At 70.1% G+C, this 17,936-nt stretch carries 14 protein-coding genes and 1 tRNA gene; 3 read left to right on the plus strand and 12 right to left on the minus strand.

Annotated elements, in window-relative coordinates; all coding sequences use genetic code 11:
* Positions 1 to 82 precede the first annotated feature (82 nt).
* The 12 genes from QHF83_RS11565 to QHF83_RS11620 form a co-directional block, all read right to left on the minus strand.
* The gene (locus QHF83_RS11565) at positions 83 to 1,237 is read right to left on the minus strand and encodes an SUMF1/EgtB/PvdO family nonheme iron enzyme (protein ID WP_282417849.1); all 1,155 of its coding nucleotides are present in this window, start codon (positions 1,235 to 1,237) and stop codon (positions 83 to 85) included.
* Positions 1,238 to 1,277: 40 nt separating this feature from the next.
* The gene (locus QHF83_RS11570) at positions 1,278 to 2,696 is read right to left on the minus strand and encodes a carboxypeptidase-like regulatory domain-containing protein (protein WP_282417850.1); all 1,419 of its coding nucleotides are present in this window, start codon (positions 2,694 to 2,696) and stop codon (positions 1,278 to 1,280) included.
* Between the two features lie 196 nt (positions 2,697 to 2,892).
* A tRNA-Phe gene (locus QHF83_RS11575) sits at positions 2,893 to 2,965 on the minus strand.
* Positions 2,966 to 3,028: 63 nt separating this feature from the next.
* Positions 3,029 to 4,120: a hypothetical protein gene (locus QHF83_RS11580; protein WP_282417851.1), complete on the minus strand. Its 1,092-nt coding sequence runs from the start codon at positions 4,118 to 4,120 to the stop codon at positions 3,029 to 3,031.
* Complete coding sequence (locus tag QHF83_RS11585; protein WP_282417852.1) at positions 4,117 to 6,180, minus strand: M1 family metallopeptidase; 2,064 nt, start codon at positions 6,178 to 6,180, stop codon at positions 4,117 to 4,119. The genes QHF83_RS11580 and QHF83_RS11585 overlap by 4 nt, the downstream gene beginning before the upstream one ends.
* Positions 6,177 to 7,724: a hypothetical protein gene (locus QHF83_RS11590; protein WP_282417853.1), complete on the minus strand. Its 1,548-nt coding sequence runs from the start codon at positions 7,722 to 7,724 to the stop codon at positions 6,177 to 6,179. The genes QHF83_RS11585 and QHF83_RS11590 overlap by 4 nt, the downstream gene beginning before the upstream one ends.
* 28 nt (positions 7,725 to 7,752) lie before the next feature.
* Positions 7,753 to 9,582, minus strand: a complete 1,830-nt coding sequence (gene dnaK / locus QHF83_RS11595; RefSeq protein WP_282417854.1) for a molecular chaperone DnaK — start codon at positions 9,580 to 9,582, stop codon at positions 7,753 to 7,755.
* 75 nt (positions 9,583 to 9,657) lie between these two features.
* Complete coding sequence (locus tag QHF83_RS11600; protein WP_282417855.1) at positions 9,658 to 11,292, minus strand: DnaJ domain-containing protein; 1,635 nt, start codon at positions 11,290 to 11,292, stop codon at positions 9,658 to 9,660.
* A gap of 41 nt (positions 11,293 to 11,333) precedes the next feature.
* Positions 11,334 to 12,308, minus strand: a complete 975-nt coding sequence (locus QHF83_RS11605; RefSeq protein ID WP_282417856.1) for a lysophospholipid acyltransferase family protein — start codon at positions 12,306 to 12,308, stop codon at positions 11,334 to 11,336.
* A gap of 8 nt (positions 12,309 to 12,316) precedes the next feature.
* Complete coding sequence (locus tag QHF83_RS11610) at positions 12,317 to 12,901, minus strand: hypothetical protein (RefSeq protein ID WP_282417857.1); 585 nt, start codon at positions 12,899 to 12,901, stop codon at positions 12,317 to 12,319.
* On the minus strand, positions 12,898 to 13,608 hold the full coding sequence (locus QHF83_RS11615) for a hypothetical protein (RefSeq protein WP_282417858.1): 711 nt from the start codon (positions 13,606 to 13,608) through the stop codon (positions 12,898 to 12,900). Before QHF83_RS11615 ends, QHF83_RS11610 begins: the two co-directional genes overlap by 4 nt.
* Positions 13,605 to 14,237: an RNA polymerase sigma factor gene (locus QHF83_RS11620; RefSeq protein WP_282417859.1), complete on the minus strand. Its 633-nt coding sequence runs from the start codon at positions 14,235 to 14,237 to the stop codon at positions 13,605 to 13,607. The genes QHF83_RS11615 and QHF83_RS11620 overlap by 4 nt, the downstream gene beginning before the upstream one ends.
* A 294-nt stretch (positions 14,238 to 14,531) precedes the next feature.
* Here QHF83_RS11620 and QHF83_RS11625 point away from each other — a divergent pair, with 294 nt between their 5' ends.
* The 3 genes from QHF83_RS11625 to QHF83_RS11635 all read left to right on the plus strand — a co-directional run bounded on the left by QHF83_RS11625 (position 14,532) and on the right by QHF83_RS11635 (position 17,875).
* Complete coding sequence (locus tag QHF83_RS11625; protein WP_282417860.1) at positions 14,532 to 15,494, plus strand: rhomboid family intramembrane serine protease; 963 nt, start codon at positions 14,532 to 14,534, stop codon at positions 15,492 to 15,494.
* A 59-nt stretch (positions 15,495 to 15,553) separates the two neighbouring features.
* Positions 15,554 to 16,258 (plus strand): PA14 domain-containing protein, encoded by a 705-nt coding sequence (locus QHF83_RS11630; protein WP_282417861.1) that lies wholly within the window; start codon positions 15,554 to 15,556, stop codon positions 16,256 to 16,258.
* 132 nt (positions 16,259 to 16,390) lie between these two features.
* Positions 16,391 to 17,875 carry a gliding motility protein gene (locus tag QHF83_RS11635; RefSeq protein WP_282417862.1) on the plus strand — a complete coding sequence of 495 codons (1,485 nt, stop codon included), beginning with the start codon at positions 16,391 to 16,393 and terminating at the stop codon, positions 17,873 to 17,875.
* Positions 17,876 to 17,936: the final 61 nt, after the last annotated feature.

Raw genomic sequence — 17,936 nt, forward strand, 5'->3', positions numbered from 1 at the left:
GTACACCTTTGGCGCGCGCGCCACAAACCCCCGCCGATCCGCGTTTCGGGTGGGTGACTCGGCGACACGACTGACTGGGCGGTCAGTGCTTCGCGTCGACGGCGCCGGGGCCGAGCAACGTGCCGCACATGGTCTTGCAGAGGATGTCCTGCGCGGCGCAGGTGCACTGGCCCTGCTTCTTCGCCTCGAGCTTCTTCTGCATCTCGGCGATGGTGAAACCGGCGCGCTTCTCGACCTTCTGGACCGTCCACTTGTCGCGGACCTGCCACGGCGTGCGCGGATCGGTGGCTTTGCCGTCGGCCTCCGCGCAGCAACGGAAGCTCAAAAAATAATAATAAAAGTCCTCGTCGTGCGTGTAGACCTTGGGGCGGCACTGGTTGCGGACGCCCTTGTACCAGGGGCCGCCGGTGTGGACGCTGTCGTAGAGCGCGTGGCGTGAGCCCTTGGGTTGCTCGCTCGCGACGACCTCGTCGGTGTTGGCCGGCATGTCGGCGACGCCGAAGTCGCTGATGCAGTTCGGCTGGGAGCCGCTCGGAACGCCCTTCCAGAGGCGCGCGAGCTCGTCTCCGTCGCGCGCGGCGACCTTTTTCATGTTGGGATCGTCCCAGAGGTGGTCGCCGTTGCACTTGGCCGCGTCGCGGACGTAGCCGTGCGGGAAGGGCTTCATCTCGGGGCCCTCGCAGGCGAAGTTCCACTCGGACTCGGTGCACATGCGCTTGCCGACGGAGGCGCACTTGATCTGCGCCTGGTGGAAGCGGTTCATCACCTCGGGCCGCACGCCCTTCTGGTTCGGCCATTCATAGGTGTCGACGCAGTAGCGCTTCTTCACCTTCTTGCCGACGCACTTGCTGACCGGCTCGAACTCCTCGCAGACCGTCTTCTTGTTCGATTTGTCGAACCAGCTCTTCTTGCACTTGTGCTCGACCTCCGTGCAGTACTCGCCCTCGACGAGCTTCATGTCGGGAGGACACGCGGAGGGCTCGGCGGAAGGCACGGGCGTGGGCGCAGGCGTGGCCATGGCGCTCGTGGCCGGCGGCGGCTCGGCGGGCTTCGCGGTCGTGTCTGCGGGCGCCGCGTCGGCGGGCTTGTCGGTGGGGACAGCGGCCGCAGGGGGCGGCGCGGGAGGCGGGGCCGGCGGCGGCGGGCCGGCCGTCACGGGCTCGGGCGTGGCGGCGGAACACGCGGCGACGAACACGAGGGCCGCGACGATCGACGGGAGGGACGAGACGATCCGCATACCCGCCCTCCCATAGTCGAGCAGGGATCCGGCGCCAGCCTCATTTCGGCGGGATGGGCGGCTCGTCGTCGGGCTGCACGCAGGCCGAGAGGTCGAAGAGCATGAAGAGCAGCGCCTTCTCCTGCGGCGAGAGGTCCGTCGTCTTGCAACCGCTCGGGAACGCAGCGCCGATCTCGTCGCCCGACGAGACGTGGATGTCGCTGAAGACGACGCGCCCGCACTGGTTCTCCTCGGGGACGCCGATCGGCGTGTTGAACGTGAGGTACTGGACCGAGCCCGGGTTTTCTCCGTAGATCCAGCGGCGCGAGATGGCCGGGTTGACCTCGTCGACCGTGTGCTGTCCTTCCTTGATGACGAGCTCGCCGGCGGTGGTCGAGGCGTTCACGTTGACGAGCCAGTCGCGGAGCGCGGCGCCCTTGGGGAAGGTGTCGTCGATCTTCGCGGTGAAGGGGTTCGCGAGGTCGGACTGGTGGTTGAAGACCGCCGTCTGCGGGAAGGGCTCGGGGCCCTCTTCGAGCCAGTAGTTGTGCCAGTGCGAGGCGAAGATGCGCCCGCCCTGCGAGGCGTAGTCGAACAGAGCCTGCCGCGCGGACTCGGGCTTCTGCCCGGGGTTCTGGTTGGCCTCGCAGGCCATGAGGACGACGTCGTACTTCTTGAGGCTGTCGAGCGTGCCCCAGAGCGTGGTCGCGGCGGCGAAGTTGACGCCGTTGTTGAGCGACGCGGCGTACTTGTTCGAGCCGCCCGGGCCCGCGAAGAGCTGGACGCGGCCGGGGCCGTCGGCCGGCGTGAACTCGGCGTCGTCGATGCCGATCTTGCGGAGGAGGCACTCGAGCGGATCGGCGCCGCCGGTGGTGAGCGCGATCCGCGGGATGTCACCCTCGGACTGGTTGCGCGGGAGGCGCGTGAGCTGGGCGTCGGTGAGCGGGTTGTCGACGCACTCGGTGACCTCGGGCAGCACGAGCTGCCGGCGCCACTTGCCGACCTGGATCACGAGCGGGATGTCCTTGCCGACGGGGACGTCTTCCAGGACGAACTTGCCCTCGGTGTCCGTGAGGGCAGTGACCACCGGGTCACCGGAGAGCACGGAGCCGCATTGATCGCAGCTCGCGCCCTCGGGGAGGGGCTTCAGGGGCTCGTTCGGGATGTAGACGGTGACGTTGTAGAGGGGCGTTTTGCCGGCCGGATCGTAGACCTTGCCGGTCACCGTGGTCTTCGCGCCGCCGGCGCAGTTCGCCTGCTGGCATTCGAGGTTCGAGCAAGGCGGTCCGCCGCCCGTGAAGATGCTGCCGCCGACGCCGTCGCCGCCCGTGCCGCCCTGGCCCCCCATGCCGCCTTGCGCCGCGCCAGCCGAGCCCGTGGGCGTGGAGCTGCCACCTCCACCACAAGCGCCCGCCGAAAGTCCGACGAGGATGGCCAAGGTCGCGCCGATCCCCACGCAAACCGCGTGTTTGCCTCTCATGTTGCCGCCTCTCCCGGCGCCGCGGCGCCAAGCAAAGAACCCGAGCCAGCGCCGGAGAGGACAGCAACCGCAGCCCACCCGGCCATCTGCATTCTGCATCAGCCGGGGAAACGCTGCATCGACGTCATGTTGCCGACGTGACGCTCATGACGGACGCCGCCTCGAAGGGGAGGCAGCGTCGGGAATCGAAACGTAGTGCCCAGGGTCGGAATCGAACCAACCACACGCGGATTTTCAATCCGCTGCTCTACCAACTGAGCTACCTGGGCGTTTTCCGCGTTTGCTCTCGCGAGCTCCGTGGACCGCGTACGTTACGCGGAACGTCTCCCAAGTCAAGCGTCCAATCGTTCTTCCGTGACAACTTTTTCTTCGGCGCGAACGGACGCCGGGTCCGAAGCCTCCGCCGAAGCGTTTTCCTCGGGGTTTGACGCGAGGACGCCGAGCGGCGCGGGAGGCTCGGCCGGATCTCCCGCGTCGGCAAGCGCGTCCTGCGGAGGCTCGGCGTCGTTCTCGGCGGGGGTTTCGGGGAGCGAGGCCGGGACGAGAGGCTCGGTCATGGTCTTCGGCAGGACGCGATCGACGTGGCGGATGGCCGCCGCGAGCCAGGACGCGCGGAGGAAGAAGACCGCCAGCACGGATGCTTGGTGCACCAAGAATCCGGCGAAGACCTGCGATTGGCGCTCGACGCCGATGCGGGAGGCGACGACGAGCGCGGCGCCGAGGAGCACGGCGCCGAGCGCGGCGCGAGAGGACCAGCCGACGAGGAGCGAGAGCGGCGCGTTGCGGAGGGCGGCGAAGGCGCGCTTGATGGAGGCGCGAAAGCCGAGCTCGCCGCGCACGGCCGCGACACGCGCAAGGTCGTGGAAGACGGAGACGAAGAGGACGAGGAGGAGCGCGCCCGCGACGAAGCCGATGCGGATCTGATCGGCCGCGCGCAGGTCGATCGTCTCCCTGCGCGCGACGGCGTTGCCGATGCCGATCACGACGCCGCCGAGGATCGCCTCCACGATCGCAGCCGCGCCGAGCAGGAGCGAGAAGGTGCCGATGGGGCGGAGCGCCCACGCGCCGAGATCACGGGCCGTGACGCGGCCCTTCGCGCCGAGCGCGCCGAGGAGCGCGGCGAGCGGCAAGAGGCTCAGGAAGCAGACGAGGACGAAGAGCAAGAGCGAGCTCGACGTCGCCGGCCGGAGAGCGCCCGTCGAACGGCGCAGCGCTTCGAGGAGGAGCATGCCGCCCTGATCGAAGAGGACGGCATCGCCGCGCGGATGACCGGAGACGGCACCGCCGAGCGTGACGGCGTAGGGCCACGCGATCAGGAAGGCCGCGACGAGGCGGAAGGCGTAGGCGAGCAGCACCACCCCGGGGCGCTTGCGCGCGAGAGGTCTCTCTTCGATCGTGCCTTGCGCGTGGTTCATGGTGCTCACGGAGCGAGGAGCCAGAGGAGGAGCTCGACGCCGAACATGCCACGCTCGAGCACCCGCGAGCCGGGCCCGCCGCCTCGCACGCTCTGCGCGTTGTTCAAGAGGTCGTCGTCGAGCAGCACGCGATGCTCGGGATCGATGACGGCCGCGACGAGGTCGCGCTCGCCCTCGTAGTCGATCTCGTGCGTGACGCCCCTGCCGTCCCAGCGCACGCGCTTCGTCGAGCCGTCGTCCATCACGAGGTCGATGTCGACGGGGAAGACGAGCGAGCCGCGGCGCCGGACGAGGACGCGGCCGCGATAGCCGTACGTGTCGAGCACGGGCGCGGCCGTGGGTTTGTCCGGATCGCCGAAGACGCCGCCGAGCGGATTCATCCGGTTCGAGCTGAGCTCGGCGACCGAGTAGTCGACCCAGCCGCGCTCGAAGATCGCCTGGCGCGCGGCGAGCTCGGCGTCGGGCCCCATGGTGTCGCGGATGATGCCGAGGAGCTCCTCGGGCCCGGGGTGGCGGAAGCGGTAGCGGCGCGTGTACCGGCCGATCGCCTCGCGGACGCGATCGGGGCCGTAGACGCCGGCGAGCGTGTTCAAGATCGTCGCCGTGCGCGAGTAGACGAGCGAGCCGTAGTCGCTGCCGCTCGCGAAACGCGCGGCGGACTGCGCGACGGCCTCGTTGTGCTCGACCTCGGCGGCGGCGACGCGGTAGGCCGCGGGGAGCGCGACGCCGAAGCCTCCAGGCACGCGGAGCGCCGAGTTCGAGGGCCAGCGCGCCTCCATGGACTCGCCTTCGGCGTACGAGTTGAGGCCCTCGTCGAGGAACGGGAAGGCATGCTCGTTCGTCGCGACGAGCCCGTAGAACCACTGATGCCCGAGCTCGTGGATCGTGACGCCCTCGATGGCGCGCGCGCCCGTCTCGGGCATCCACCATGCGCCGCCCGTGGTGATCAGCGTGGGGTACTCCATGCCCCCGGCCTCGCCGGCGTCGCGCGGCGGATGCACGATCGTGACGGTGCCGTACGGATATTTTCCGTACGCCGCGCCGAAGTGCTCGAGCCCGAACCGCACCGCGTCGAGCTCGATCGTCGCGACGCGATCGAAGCCCGGCGGATAGAGGCAACGGAGCGCGACGCCGTCCGCCGTCGTCGCCGTGACCTCGCGGAAGTGATCCCACGCGGTGAAGGCGAAGTCGTGCACGTCCTCTTGCAGGAAGCGTCGCTCGACGCGGCCGTCCTTCGCGGTCTCCTTGTCGAGCCTGCCGGTCGCGCCGATGACGTAGCCCTCGGGCGCGTCGATGGTGACGTCGTAGTTGCCGTAGTCGGCGTAGAACTCGGAGAAGCGATAGAACGGGAAGTGCGCCCAGCGCCCGTCAGGCTCGATCTTGGCGAGCTTGGGGAACCACTGCGCGACCATGTGGAAGCTCTCGTCGAACCCGGTCCGCAGCGTGACGCTCGGCAGATCGGAGACGAACGCGACGTCGAGCGTGAGCGTCTCGCCGGGCTCGATCGCGCGCGGCAAGGGGACGCGGATGTCGGTCTCGTCGTCGGGATCGCCGGGCGTGTGGCGATCGGCCTTGTCCCAGAGCTCGGCCTCGAGCTCGCGCGCAAAGAGCTTGGAGACGCGGATCCAGCCGTAGTCGGCGAGCGCGCCTCCGCCGCGGAAGCCTCGCGCGCGCTGCCGCATGTAGTTCGTCTTCTCGTTCTTGAAGGCGTTCAGGTAGAGGTGCAGCCAGAGCTCGCGCTGCGGGATGCGCGAGGCGTTGCGCCAGACGATCGTGCCTTCGCCACGCACCTGGTGGAGCTTCGGATCGAGCGAGGCGCGGAGCGTGTAGCTCGCGACCGGATCGGCGTGCGCGGCCATGGGCTCGGCGGCGAACGCGGGGAGCGCGCCGGAGCCAGCGGTGCTCGGCGGAAGGACGGCTTCGGCGAGCTCGACGCCCGCCGCGTCCGCAGGCTCCGCCGAGACGCCGGCGGTCGCCGCGAGCGCGGCTCCGTACGTCGCGCCGAGGCCCAAAGCGATGGCGAGGAGCGTCCGACCCCACGCGCCCCGCCCCCCCTGTCGCTTGATCATCGTCTCCCTCTCGAGAACGTCACGAGCTCGAGCTTCTGCGCCACGAGCAGATCGTGGACGACCCGCAGCACCTCGATCGTCGGCAGGCCTGCGCCGCCGATGATGTCCTCGATCGAGGCCACGCCGTCGATCGACGCGACGACGAGGCGCCCTCGCTCGTCGAGGCCGCGCGCGAGCTCCTCGACGGAAGCCCGGAGGCGCGGGACGAGGCTCATGTCGCCGATGCGCACCATGTACTTCTGCTTCAAGATCTGCCGCGAGCTCTCGGCGTAACTGAGCGCGCCGATGTTGTCCGGCGCGTCCGCGAGGATCACTTCCGCGAGCGCGAGCGCGCCGCGATGATCCCCGGCCTCGTACCGCGACCGCACCTCGTTGAGCCGCTCGCTCACGGGCACATGCGGCACCGGCGAGGAGCGCTCGCCCGACATGAGCGACTCGCTGCTGCGTGTTCCCGTCTCCGATCCGCGCCGGCGATGCGAGCCCGGACGACCCGCCGCGCTGCTCGGCGCCGGCGGAGGCGGAGGCGCGTCCAGCGTGGGCTTCACGGTGCGCGGAGGCGTGAGGCGTGGCGAGATGCGAGGTCGATCGTCGACCGTCGCGCGAGGACGCGGCGTCTCCTCGGGCGTCGGCGGAGGCGCGGGCACACGCGCGCGCACGGGCTCGTCCGAGGGGCGCGGCTCTTCCACGGGACGCGAGCGCGGAGGTTCTTCCGCCGGGCGCGAGCGCGGAGGTTCTTCCGCGGGACGCGAACGCGGAGGTTCTTCCACGGGACGCGAACGCGGCGGCTCGGTCTCGAGCGTGCGCGGCGGCGGCTCGGTCCCGAACGTGTCTCTCGCGCGGAAGAGCTCCACGCCGAGCTCTTCGAATACGGCCTCCGCGGTGTCGAGGGCCCGCGCCGTGAGCGACGACGACGACTCGCGCGCGGCGATGCCGCGGTAGAGCGGCTCGTGCTCCTCGAGCAGGTTCGGCGCCAGGCCCGGGAGCGTGTCTTGATCGAGCAGCGGCGGCGGCATCGTGGCGAGATCGTCCTGCCGCATGTCGACCGTGTCGTCGGCGCGCGGCGGCATCGTCTTCGCGTCGTCCCGCTGCGGCGGCTCGGTGTCGTCGCCGCTCGGCGGGACTGTCTTCGCCTCGTGGAGCGGTCGCGGCGGGATCGTGTCGTCACCGCGCGGCGGGATCGTCTTCGCGTCGTCGCCGCGCGGCCGCACCGTGTCCACGTCGCTCGCCGGCGGCGGGATCGTCTCGGCGGCCGCGGAGAACCCGCGCGGCTCCTCCTCCACGTCGGGCTTCATCATCTGCTCGACGAGCTGCTCCATCGGGATGGGCGGCGGCAACGTCTCGCGATCCTGGATGAAGTCCGGCAGCGGCTCGGAGTCGCCGAACGAGACCACGGGCTGCGGCGGACGCACGGTGTCGCCGGCGAGGCCGAGGCCACGCGGCACGACGGGCTTGCGCGCGCCGCGATCCGCGGCGCCCTTGCCCTCCGGGCCCGGCCCTTCGTCTCCGGTCTCTTCGTTCGATCGTTCGGGAGGCTTTTGCGACATCACACCCCGAAAAAGCGTCGCGCCGTGCTCACCCCTGCGGCCTGGCGATGACGCCCTTGAACATGCGGTGCGTGCGGGCGAGCGAGTCCATCTGACCACGAAGCGCGGTCAAATCCTTGCGGGCGATCGCATCGCGGCAACGCTCGAGGATGGCGCGCGCCTTCTCGATGGCGTCGCGCCCGAAATCGCTGGACTGAACGATGGCTTGTACCTTCGGGAACATCTTCTCGATGTCCACGATGACCTTCTCGGCTTCCTGCTTGACCCCTTCGAATTCGTCGTTGGAGCGACGCTCGACGAGGTACTCCTTGGCGGCCTCCATCATCGCGCCGACCTCCTCCTTCGTGAGGCCGCTGGAAGCCGTGACCTGGATCGACTGCTGCTGGCCGGTCTCGAGGTCCTTCGCGCCGACGGAGACGATGCCGTCGCTGTCGATGGCGAACGTCACCTCGATCTCGACCTGACCCTTCGGCGCGCGCCGGAGCCCCGTGAGGACGAACTCGCCGAGCAGCTCGTTGCCCTCGGCCTGCGCGCTCTCGCCCTGCATGACCAGGATCTTCACGGCCGTCTGGTTGTCGCGGCTCGTCGTGAAGATCTTCGACCGGCTCGTGGGCACGGTCGTGTTCATCGGGATGAGCTCCTCGAAGTTCGACCCGTACGTCATGATGCCGAGCGCGTGCGGCGTGACGTCGAGCAGCACCATCTGCTTCGACTCGTCGACGAGCGCGGCGCCCTGCACGGCCGCGCCGAGCGCGACGACCTCGTCGGGGTGCACGCCCTTGCAAGGCTCGCGGCCGAAGAACTGGCGCACCGCCTCCTGCACGCGCGGCATGCGCGTCATGCCGCCGACGAGGATCACGTCCTCGATCTCCTCGCGCTCGATGCGCGCGTCCTCCAGCGTCTGGCGGCAAATCTCGACGCAGCGCTCGACGAGATCGCCCGAGAGCGACTCCATCGCGTCGCGCGTGAGCGTGCGCTGAAGGTGCAGAGCCTCGTTGCGCCCGCTCGAGATGATGAACGGCAGGTTGATCTCCGTCTCGCGCACGCCCGAGAGCTCGCACTTGGCCTTCTCGGCGGCGTCCTTGAGCCGCTGCAGCGCCATGCGATCCTGCCTGAGATCGACGCCCGTCTGATCGCGGAAGCCCTGCACGAGCCAGTCGATGATCCGCGCGTCGAAATCCTCGCCGCCGAGGAACGTGTCGCCCGCGGTGGCGATGACCTTGAACACGCCGCCCGCGCCGATCTCCAGGATGGAGATGTCGAACGTGCCGCCGCCGAGATCGAAGACCGCGATCGTCTTCTCGACGTTGCGCTCGAAGCCGTACGCGAGCGCGGCGGCCGTCGGCTCGTTGACGATGCGGATGACGTCGAGCCCCGCTATCTGCCCCGCGTCCTTCGTGGCCTGGCGCTGGCCGTCGTTGAAGTACGCGGGCACCGTGATGACGGCCTTGGTGACGGGCTCCGAGAGGTAGTCCTCTGCGAAGAGCTTCATCTCCTGCAGCACCATCGCGCTGATCTCGGGGACCGAGTAGGTCTTGTCCCGGAGCTGGATTCGCACGTCGCCGTGCGGGCCCTCGACGATCCGGTACGACGCCGAGAGCGTCGCGTGCTTGACCTGCGACGAAGAGAACTTGCGCCCGATGAGACGCTTGGCGGCGTAGACCGTGTTCTCCGCGTTCGTGATCGCCTGCCGCTTCGCGATGTGACCGACGAGGCGCTTGCCGGCCTCGGTGATCGCCACCATCGAAGGGGTCGTCTTGTAACCGCCGCGGTTCGGGATGACGGTCGGTACGCCGTCCTCGACGATGGCCACGCACGAGTTCGTGGTGCCGAGATCGATTCCGATGACGCGCTCCATCGATTCAGGTGCTCCGTGGAGGGGGGTGCCGGGGAGAGACGTGCCAAAGTACGGCGAGACCGCTGCCGCCGGGGATCATTTCTCGGGATCGGCGCCGTCTGGTTTCTTCATCTGTGCGCGAAGCTGCGCGATCGCCTCGCGTATCCTAGCATCGTTCGGTGAAAGCTCGGCGGCGCGCTCCATCTCGACCCGCGCGCTCGTCTCCAGACCGGCGGCCATGTAAGCCCGCGCCAGGGTGAGCCTGTACTCGCCGACACCAGGTGCCAGCTTCACCGCGCGCCGCGCGAAGTCGATGGCGCGCCGGTTGTTCTGGCCGGTCTTGAGCGTGCAAAACGCGACACGCTCGTGCGGCCGGGGGTCGTCTCCCCTCGTTTTGCAGACATTCGCGAAGCTCATGGCTGCCTCCGACCAGCGCCCCTGGCTGGCCTCGTACTCGGCCTGACGCAAGAAGCCCTCCGCGAGCTCCGCCGCCGCCTGCTGCTGGATCTCGATCGCCTTGCGCGCGAGGGCCTCGTCCTCGGGCGTGAGGGCCACCGCGAGCCGGTACGCGTTCGCGGCGGCCGCGAGATCCCTCCGCTCGAGCGCCACCTTCGCCGCGAGCACGTACCGATCGAGCTGCAGACGCCGCGCCTCGTTCCGCGTCGCGTCGAAACGACGAAAGGGATCAGTCGCCGGCGAAGGAGGTGTCGTCGGCGGGGGAGACGCGCCCGCCACGTCGGGCGGCGTGCGCCGTATCGGGGTCGACGCGAGCTTCGCGCCCACGAGGCGCCCGGGCGACGTCGGCGGCCCGCTCCCCGGCACGTCCTCGGCCGCAGCGACGACCGCCGGGATGTCCATCGGATCGTGCTCGAGGAGCGCGGCCATCGTCCGGTTCCGCCGCGTCTGCTCGAGGTACGCGTCGTACTCCGCGCGGCGCTGCTTCGACGTGAGCACGTCGTGCGCGAGCGTGAGCCTGTCGAAGATCGCCTCGATCCGCTGCTTGTACGTGCCGAGCTTCTTCCGGAAGTACTTGTCGGGGTGAAACTCCGGCGCGAGCACCCAGTACGCGCTCTTGATCTGCTTCTTGTCCGCGTCGATGCTCACCCCGAGCAGCTCGTAGTGGTTGCGCTCGTCGAGCGCGTCGTAGAGCTCGAGGACCCGCTTCTTCTTCGCGTGATCGAGATCGACGGGCTCTTCGAGCTCTGGATCGACGATCCGCGGCTGCTCGACCGTGAGGTCGATCGCGCGACGCGTCGCGGGCGGCGCGTCGCCACCCGTGTCGGGGCCGCTGCGTCGCTCGGCCGAGAGCTCGATGCTGCGCCGGGTCGGCGGCGGCAGATCCGCGAGCGGCTCGAAGCTCCGGCGGCTCGCGGGCGGCGCGTCGACGGTCCCTTCGAACCTCCGCGACGACGGCCCCGCGCGGAAGCCTCCTTCGAACGTGCGGCTCGACGGGCCCTCGGTTCCCCGGGTCGACGCGGCTCCCGAGGACGGCGCCACGCTCGGGTGAGCGCGGCGGGACACGGGCGCCGTCGGCTCGTTGAAGTCGACGGCGCCGAGCACGAAGAGCCGATCCAGCGCGGTCGTCACCTCGGCCTGCGAGAGACCGGTGATGAGCGAGAGCTCACGCTCGCTCACCACGCCGTCGATGCGTGAGAGCAGGTAAGCCTCGTCGGGCCTGAGCGGCAGCGACTTGATGTCGCACCCGGGCACCGGCCTAGGAACACGCATCATGGGAGAACCGGACGTAGCGGACGCGGAACCGTGCATGCAGTCTAGTGAGGATCGTGCGCGCGCCGCAACGCAGCCGGACGCCCGGGAGGCACGAAGCTCCCGAGCCACGCCTCCGGCCATGCCGCGACGCGTCGTTCGAGCTCGGCCGTGATTCTCGTCACGAGAACGTCCTCGGCGCAAGATTCCGGCCCAAGATCGTCCAGGGAAACCCGGGAGATCAAGACGATCGGGTGCGACGAACCCGAGGTCGTCGGCGCGGACGCGGCAGGCGCACACGTGCCTACCACCACCGCGGATCGACGCGCGAGCGCGATGCGCGCGGGCCCGATCGGGACGAGGACATCGGCGCCGAAGAGGCGTCGGGTGGTGGAGGGCACACGCGCGGGGATGTCGACGAGAAATCCCACGGCGCGGCCTTCCGCGAGCTCGCGCGCGATGGAGAGCGCGACGCCGCGCCGACCTCGGTAGAGCGAACGAACGCCGCGCGGACGACGCAGCCGCTCGTAGAGCTCGGTGAAGCGCGGGTCGTAGCTCTCGCGCGCGACGGTGGCCACGGGAAAACCCTCCTCGACGAGGAGCGCGGCCATGCGCTCCCAGGGCCCGAGGTGCGCTGCGACGAACACCACGCCGCGCCCCTCGGCGAGCGCCTCCGCGAACACGCGGCGCGACGTCGGATCGAGCGAGAGCCGCGCGCCCGCGCGCTCGCCCGGTCGCAGGAGATCGAGCGTGTCCGCGAGCATCTCCGCGACCGTCGTGAAGACACTTTGAGCACGAACCTTCGAGCTCCCGAGCCCGACTTCGAGCCTCGTCGCGACGACGCGACGCGTGCGCGGGAGGACGGCGTGCGCGACGAACCCGAGGGCGCGACAAACCGCGCGGAGGACACGCCGCGGCAGGAACAACGCGAAGGCGAGCAGCGCCCGCACGAGCACGTACACGACGTCGTTCTTCAGCCGTTGCCGCGGGGTCCACGTCCCCCCCTCGCGGACGTCGGCGACGGGCTCCTCGCTCGCCACGCGCGTGCTCAGCGCGGGCCGGCGTCGCCGAGCGCCGAGGAGATCACCTGGTCCTGGATCCGCACGGCCTCGTCGAACGCATCCATCGCGGACTTGCGCGCGCGCTCGCGCCCTTCGCCCTCGGGCATCGACTTCGCGCGCCGCTCCTCGACGAGCCCACGCACCTCGAAGAGATGACCGCGGAAGTACGTCGTCTCCTTCGCCAGCAAAAGCCCCGCATCGACGTCACGCAGCGCCGCGTCGAACTCGCTCTGCGCGCTGCGCAGATCGGCGAGCCGCGCGTACGTGTCGGACAGGACCTCGCTCGCCTCGGGCAGCGGCGTCGCGCCGCCGGGACGCGCGCCGCTCGTGAGCGATTCGAGCGAGGCGATCGCGGCCGCCACGTCGCCCGAGGCCTCCGCGAGATCGGCTTTGTGGTGTGCGGCGCGCGCCTTCGACAGGAACGCGAGCAGCACCGAGTCGACGACCGGCGCGGCACCGGGCTCGCACGCCGAAGGCTGCGTCGCCGCGGAACGCGCGCAGCTCACGCCGAGCGTGCCCATCACCGCGAGCCCGATCGCCACGATCGCCATCTTCACCGAGCGGCGCGTCATCGCACACCCCACAAGGCGAAGCGGTTCTGACGGAGCTCCGTGGCGCGCGCGCTCGCGATGCGATCGACGCGCGCCGACGCACCGCCCACGCGCGGGAACGGCGTGTCGAAGAGCTCGCCTGCCGAGCGCGATCGCTGAAGCTCCGGCGCCTCCGCGACCGTGCTCTCCGCCGAAGGACGCAGCGTGATCACGAAGCCCGCTGCCGCCGCGGCCGCCATGACGACCGCCGCCGTGACGACCGACAGCACGCGCCCCTTGCGCGGCTGCGCCGACGTTCGTCCGAGCGCGCGCGCGATGAGCGCCTCGTTGCGGAGCGGCTCGATCGAGCGCGGCCTGTGCGCCGCGACGAGCGCCTCGGCCAGCTCCGCGAGCGGCACCCTCCGCTCCTCGCCGCGAGGCGCGTCGAGCGCGTCACGCAGCCTCGCGGCCCCCGCGCGCTCGGAAGCCGTCGCCGGCTCGTCCTCGTCCTCGGCGCGCGCCTCGCTCTTGCCGAGCGCTCGCTCGATCAACGCATCGTTCAGCGCATCATCGAGCGACGCCGGCGCGCTCGCCGATCGCAGCACCACGGCGAGCGGGTGCTCTCCCTTCTCGAGCGATACGCGGAGCGCCTCGGCCTCCGCGAGCTCCTCGGGCGACGGCGGCGGCTCGTCCTCGAACGTCGCGCGCTCGTCGGGATGAACCAACCTGAGCTTGTGCTCCCTTTTCATCGCGGAGCCTCCCTCGACGCGAGCTTGCCCTCGGCCACGCGAGGCACGTCGATCGCCTTCTTCAGCGCCGCGAGCGCGCGGTGCAGCACCACGTCGAACGTCGAGACCGTCACGCCGAGCGCGCTCGCCACCTCTTCGCGGGATCGCTCCTCGAGCACGCGCAGCCGGATCGCCTCCGCGTAGCGCGGATGGATCGATCGCAGCGCGGACTCTACCCGCGCGCGAGCCTCGGCGAGGTCGCGCTTCTCGCAGAGCTCCGCCTCCCCGTTCGCCGAAGGATCGGCGTCGGCCGCGTCGATCTCGCGCTGCAGATCGTCGGGCTCGTACAGCGTCTCGCGCTTGCGCGATCGCAGGATGTCGTACGCGATCCGCAAGCCCACGACGCGCAGCCACGGGTAGATGCCCGCGTCTTGCCACTGGAACTGATGAAACCGCTCGACGACGCGCGCGTACGTCTCGGCGAGCGCGTCCTGCGCGAGTGCCTCGCGCCCGAGGCGCGGCAAGAGCACCGAGCGGTAGAGGATCGGCCCGTAGCGACGCAGGAGCTGCCCGAGCGCCGCGCGATCCCCGGCCCTCGCGCGCTCGCAGAGCTCGCGCTCTGCTTCGAGATCCGTACGCGCAACGGCCACGGACGCCACCATACCTGGACTCGGCCTCGGCCGCACAGCCTGGACCGGCGACGGCTTCGCACGACCGAGCCCGACCGCGAGCAAGAGCGCCGCCATCGGATCCTGGGCGGGCGGCGCGAGCGGACGGAACGCGAGAGCTAACGCTTGCACGCCCGGAGAACGGCCTTTGCCGCTCGACCTTACGGGCGATCGCCACCACATTGAGCCCCGGCGCGCGGTCACGCGCTCCATCGTCCGGCCTCGAACGGATTTTCTCGCCGGAGAAGCCGGAATTTCCACCAAGGGAGCGTCGACTTGGCAGAAGAAGCTCACTCCTCGCGGACGAAGGCGGTGCCCTGCGCGCGCTGCGGCGCGCTGAACGGTGCGGGCTTCGATCGCTGCGTGCGCTGCGGGCATGCGCTCTCCACCGTCGCTCGCTCGATCGATCGCCTCGGCGCGCGCCTCGACCCGGAAGCCTTGTTCGCCTCGAAGCTCGTGATTGCACTCACGATCCTGGTCTTCGCGGCGCAAATCTACGTCGCCCTCCGCGCCGGGGGCTCCGAGGACGGGCTCTCGGCGCTGCTTCGCCCGGCGCCGATCGACACCCTCCGGTTCGGGGCGCTCCACGTGCTGCTCGTCTTCGCGGAGCCGTGGCGGCTCGTGTCCGCGATCTTCGTGCATTTCGGCGCGCTGCACCTGATCGGCAACATGTTCGTGCTCTCGTGGCTCGTCCGGATCGCCGAGCCCGCCGTGGGGCCGGCGCGCTTGCTCCTCACCTACGTCGTGACGGGCGTCTTCGGGTTCGTCGCCTCGATGGCTTACACGCTGTTCTTCGATCCCTCGGGTGGGGGGCTCACGGCGGGCGCGAGCGGGGCCGTCTTCGGCGTCATGGGGCTCGTGCTCGGGATGCTGTACCGGCAGCGAAACCCACAGTGGAAACGGTTCGCCCTGCAAGCCGTGCTGCTCAACGTCGTGTTCGGCTTCGCCGTCAACCAGGCCAACGTCGGCGTGGTCATCAACAATATCGCCCACCTGGGCGGCCTCGCCGCCGGCATCCTCTTCGGCGTGATTTTTGCCAGGCCCGTGCACATTTCCAGTCGGGACGGCAAATCGGACCTCGGGATGAACGTCGCCGCGGTGCTCGGCCTGCTCACGTGCGTGGCTTCGCTCGTCCTGGCGCAGCTCTCGCCGACGTGGCGCGAGCTCGATCAGGGCCGGCAGCGTTCGTCCTGGCGTGGGGCGGAAACCGGGCAGGTCGATTTCCAGACGAAGCGGTGATTGCAAAATCGTCTCCGACCGTCTACCGCCTCGTATCGATTTCTTCCCCAGGAGACGCCATGTCGCACAGCTCGCTTCGGCTCGCCCTTCTCGCCTCCGCGGTCGCCCTTGGCGGCTGCACGGTCTACGTCAACAACCGTCCCCCGTCGAACCAGCAGCAGCAGCAAGCGCAGCCGACGCGGCAACCGTCCCGCGGCATCCGCCGCCCGACGAACGCGCAGCGGCCCACCACCACGACGCCGACGCAGACGGGGACCACCAAGCCCGTCGTCGAACCGCCGCGCATCAACGGCCGCATCGCCTTCGGCAACGGCTCGCTCGGCGCCTTCAAGGGCTACGCGTACGTGATCCCCGACACGACGACGAAGATGCCGGACCTCTCCAAGATGGTCCCCTTCGCGACGCTGCTCACCGACAGCTTCATCGTCGGGCGCCAGGAGTTCTCGGGCGGCTTCCCCGGCGTCCTCGCCCAGGAAGAGTGGTTCGCCATCCGCTACGAGGGCGCCTTCGACGTGCAGCGCGAATCCGGCTACACGTTCAAGCTCCTCTCCGACGACGGCGCCATCCTCTACATCGACGGCGAGAAGCTCATCGACAACGACGGCGTGCACATGCCCCAGGAGGCCCAGGGCACGAAGCTCCTGAAGCCCGGCCGTCACCAGCTCCGCCTCGATTACTTCCAGGGCAAGAAGGGTACGGTCGCCCTCACGCTCTCGATGGGCGAAGGCGACGCCGCACCGCGTCCTCTCGTGGGCGTTCGCTAGCTCTCGCGCGCTCGCCTCTCCCCGCGATCCCTACGCTCTCCGCCCTTCGTTCGTCCCGACCCCTCGCAAGCGCCTCGATCCTGCGGCTTATTCGACGCGGCGGGTGGCCATGATGCTATCGTCGCCTCGCGTATGGCGTCGGTGAACCCGCTCTCGCGGGAGCTCGTCTTCAAGATCGTCTATTACGGCCCGGGGCTCGGCGGGAAGACGACCACGCTCGAGTACATCCACGCGACGGCCAAGCCCGAGCACCGCGGCAAGCTCGTCTCGCTCGCGACGCCCGTCGACCGCACGCTCTACTTCGACTTCCTGCCGATGCGCCTGCCGCCGATCCGCGGCATGAACGTGCGGCTGCAACTCTTCACCGTCCCCGGCCAGGTCTACTTCAACGCGACCCGCAAGCTCGTGCTCACGGGCTCCGACGGCATCGTGTTCGTGAGCGACTCGCAAATCGCGCGCGCCGACGCGAACCTCGAGAGCTTCGACAACCTGCGCGACAACCTCGCCGATCAAGGCCGGAACGTCGCGGACATGCCCATCGTCTTCCAGCACAACAAGCGCGACCTGCCCGACGTGCTCCCGATGGAGGAGCTCGACCGGATGCTGAACCGCTTCCGCGCGCCGTCCCTGCCCGCGTCGGCGAAGACGGGCATGGGCGTGTACGAGACGCTGGAGCGAATCACGCAGGTCGTGCTCGCGTCGTTCGAGTCGCAGATCCCCGAGTCGGTGCGCGCCGCGGCCGCGGAGGCCTACGATCCGGCCGAGGAAGGGCTCGCCGCGGCGCTGCGTGATGCCTCGCGCAGCGATCGTCCGCCCGTGAGCGCCGCGATGGTCAACCGCGTCGCCCCGAGCCGCGCCTGGGGAAGCGTGCCGCCCGACACGGGCATCGAGGAGCCCGAGGAGCTGAAGAGCCCCGCGATGCGCCCGCCTCCCCTGCCCGTCACGAGCTTCCCCGAGGCGCAGGAAGAGCCGGCGCCGTCGAGCGCGCAGCTCGCGATCGCGCCACCCGCCGAGGCGCCGATCCTGCCGAAGACCGAGTCCGTGCGGCCCCCGCCGCCGCCGTCCGTGCATCCGCCGCCGACGGCGGGTCGGCCCCGCGCGCCCGAGTCGGTGCGCAGTCGGACGCGAGGCTCGGTCTTCCCGCCGCCGAAGCCGTTCGCGCCGCTCGTCCCGCAAGCACCACAGGCACCGACTTCAGCGCCGGGTTCGAACAACGCGGGCGTGAACTTCGGATCGAAGGCCGAAGCAGGCGTGCACGCCGAGGCGTCACGAGGCGTGGGACTGTCGTTCGCGGAGCTCTGGTCCGACGGCGATCACGCGCTCGTCCACAACGTCGAGGCAGCGATCGCGAACGGCCGCTACGCCGAGGCGATCGAGCAGTGTGATGGGCTCGTGGCACGCCAGCTCGCGAGCGCCGCGAGCTTGTTCGGCGCCTCGGATGCGCCGCGGGATCCTTCCACCGTGCCGCTCATGCTCGGGCTCGATGGACGCCGCTACCTCTCCTTCCGCTCGACCGTGCGCGCGGCGCGCGGGGGCGTGAAGATGACCGCGCGCGACGCGCTCGCGGCCTACGCGTTCGCGATCGACACGCGGCTCGCGCGCAGCTCGATCCGCTGAGCGGGCCTTCCACAAGCCATCCACTCTTCTTGCATCGACCGCACCGCGGTCGATGCACCAG

Source organism: Polyangium sp. 15x6, assembly GCF_029960785.1.
In the GTDB taxonomy this organism is placed as follows: Bacteria; Myxococcota_A; Polyangia; order Polyangiales; family Polyangiaceae; genus Polyangium.

Coding starts and splice junctions, on each gene's coding strand:
- QHF83_RS11565 (WP_282417849.1), bottom strand. CDS start 1,237: ATGCGGATCGTCTCGTCCCTCCCGTCGATCGTCGCGGCCCTCGTGTTC.
- QHF83_RS11570 (WP_282417850.1), bottom strand. CDS start 2,696: ATGAGAGGCAAACACGCGGTTTGCGTGGGGATCGGCGCGACCTTGGCC.
- QHF83_RS11585 (WP_282417852.1), bottom strand. CDS start 6,180: ATGATCAAGCGACAGGGGGGGCGGGGCGCGTGGGGTCGGACGCTCCTC.
- QHF83_RS11590 (WP_282417853.1), bottom strand. CDS start 7,724: ATGTCGCAAAAGCCTCCCGAACGATCGAACGAAGAGACCGGAGACGAA.
- dnaK (WP_282417854.1), bottom strand. CDS start 9,582: ATGGAGCGCGTCATCGGAATCGATCTCGGCACCACGAACTCGTGCGTG.
- QHF83_RS11600 (WP_282417855.1), bottom strand. CDS start 11,292: ATGATGCGTGTTCCTAGGCCGGTGCCCGGGTGCGACATCAAGTCGCTG.
- QHF83_RS11610 (WP_282417857.1), bottom strand. CDS start 12,901: ATGACGCGCCGCTCGGTGAAGATGGCGATCGTGGCGATCGGGCTCGCG.
- QHF83_RS11615 (WP_282417858.1), bottom strand. CDS start 13,608: ATGAAAAGGGAGCACAAGCTCAGGTTGGTTCATCCCGACGAGCGCGCG.
- QHF83_RS11630 (WP_282417861.1), top strand. CDS start 15,554: ATGTCGCACAGCTCGCTTCGGCTCGCCCTTCTCGCCTCCGCGGTCGCC.
- QHF83_RS11635 (WP_282417862.1), top strand. CDS start 16,391: ATGGCGTCGGTGAACCCGCTCTCGCGGGAGCTCGTCTTCAAGATCGTC.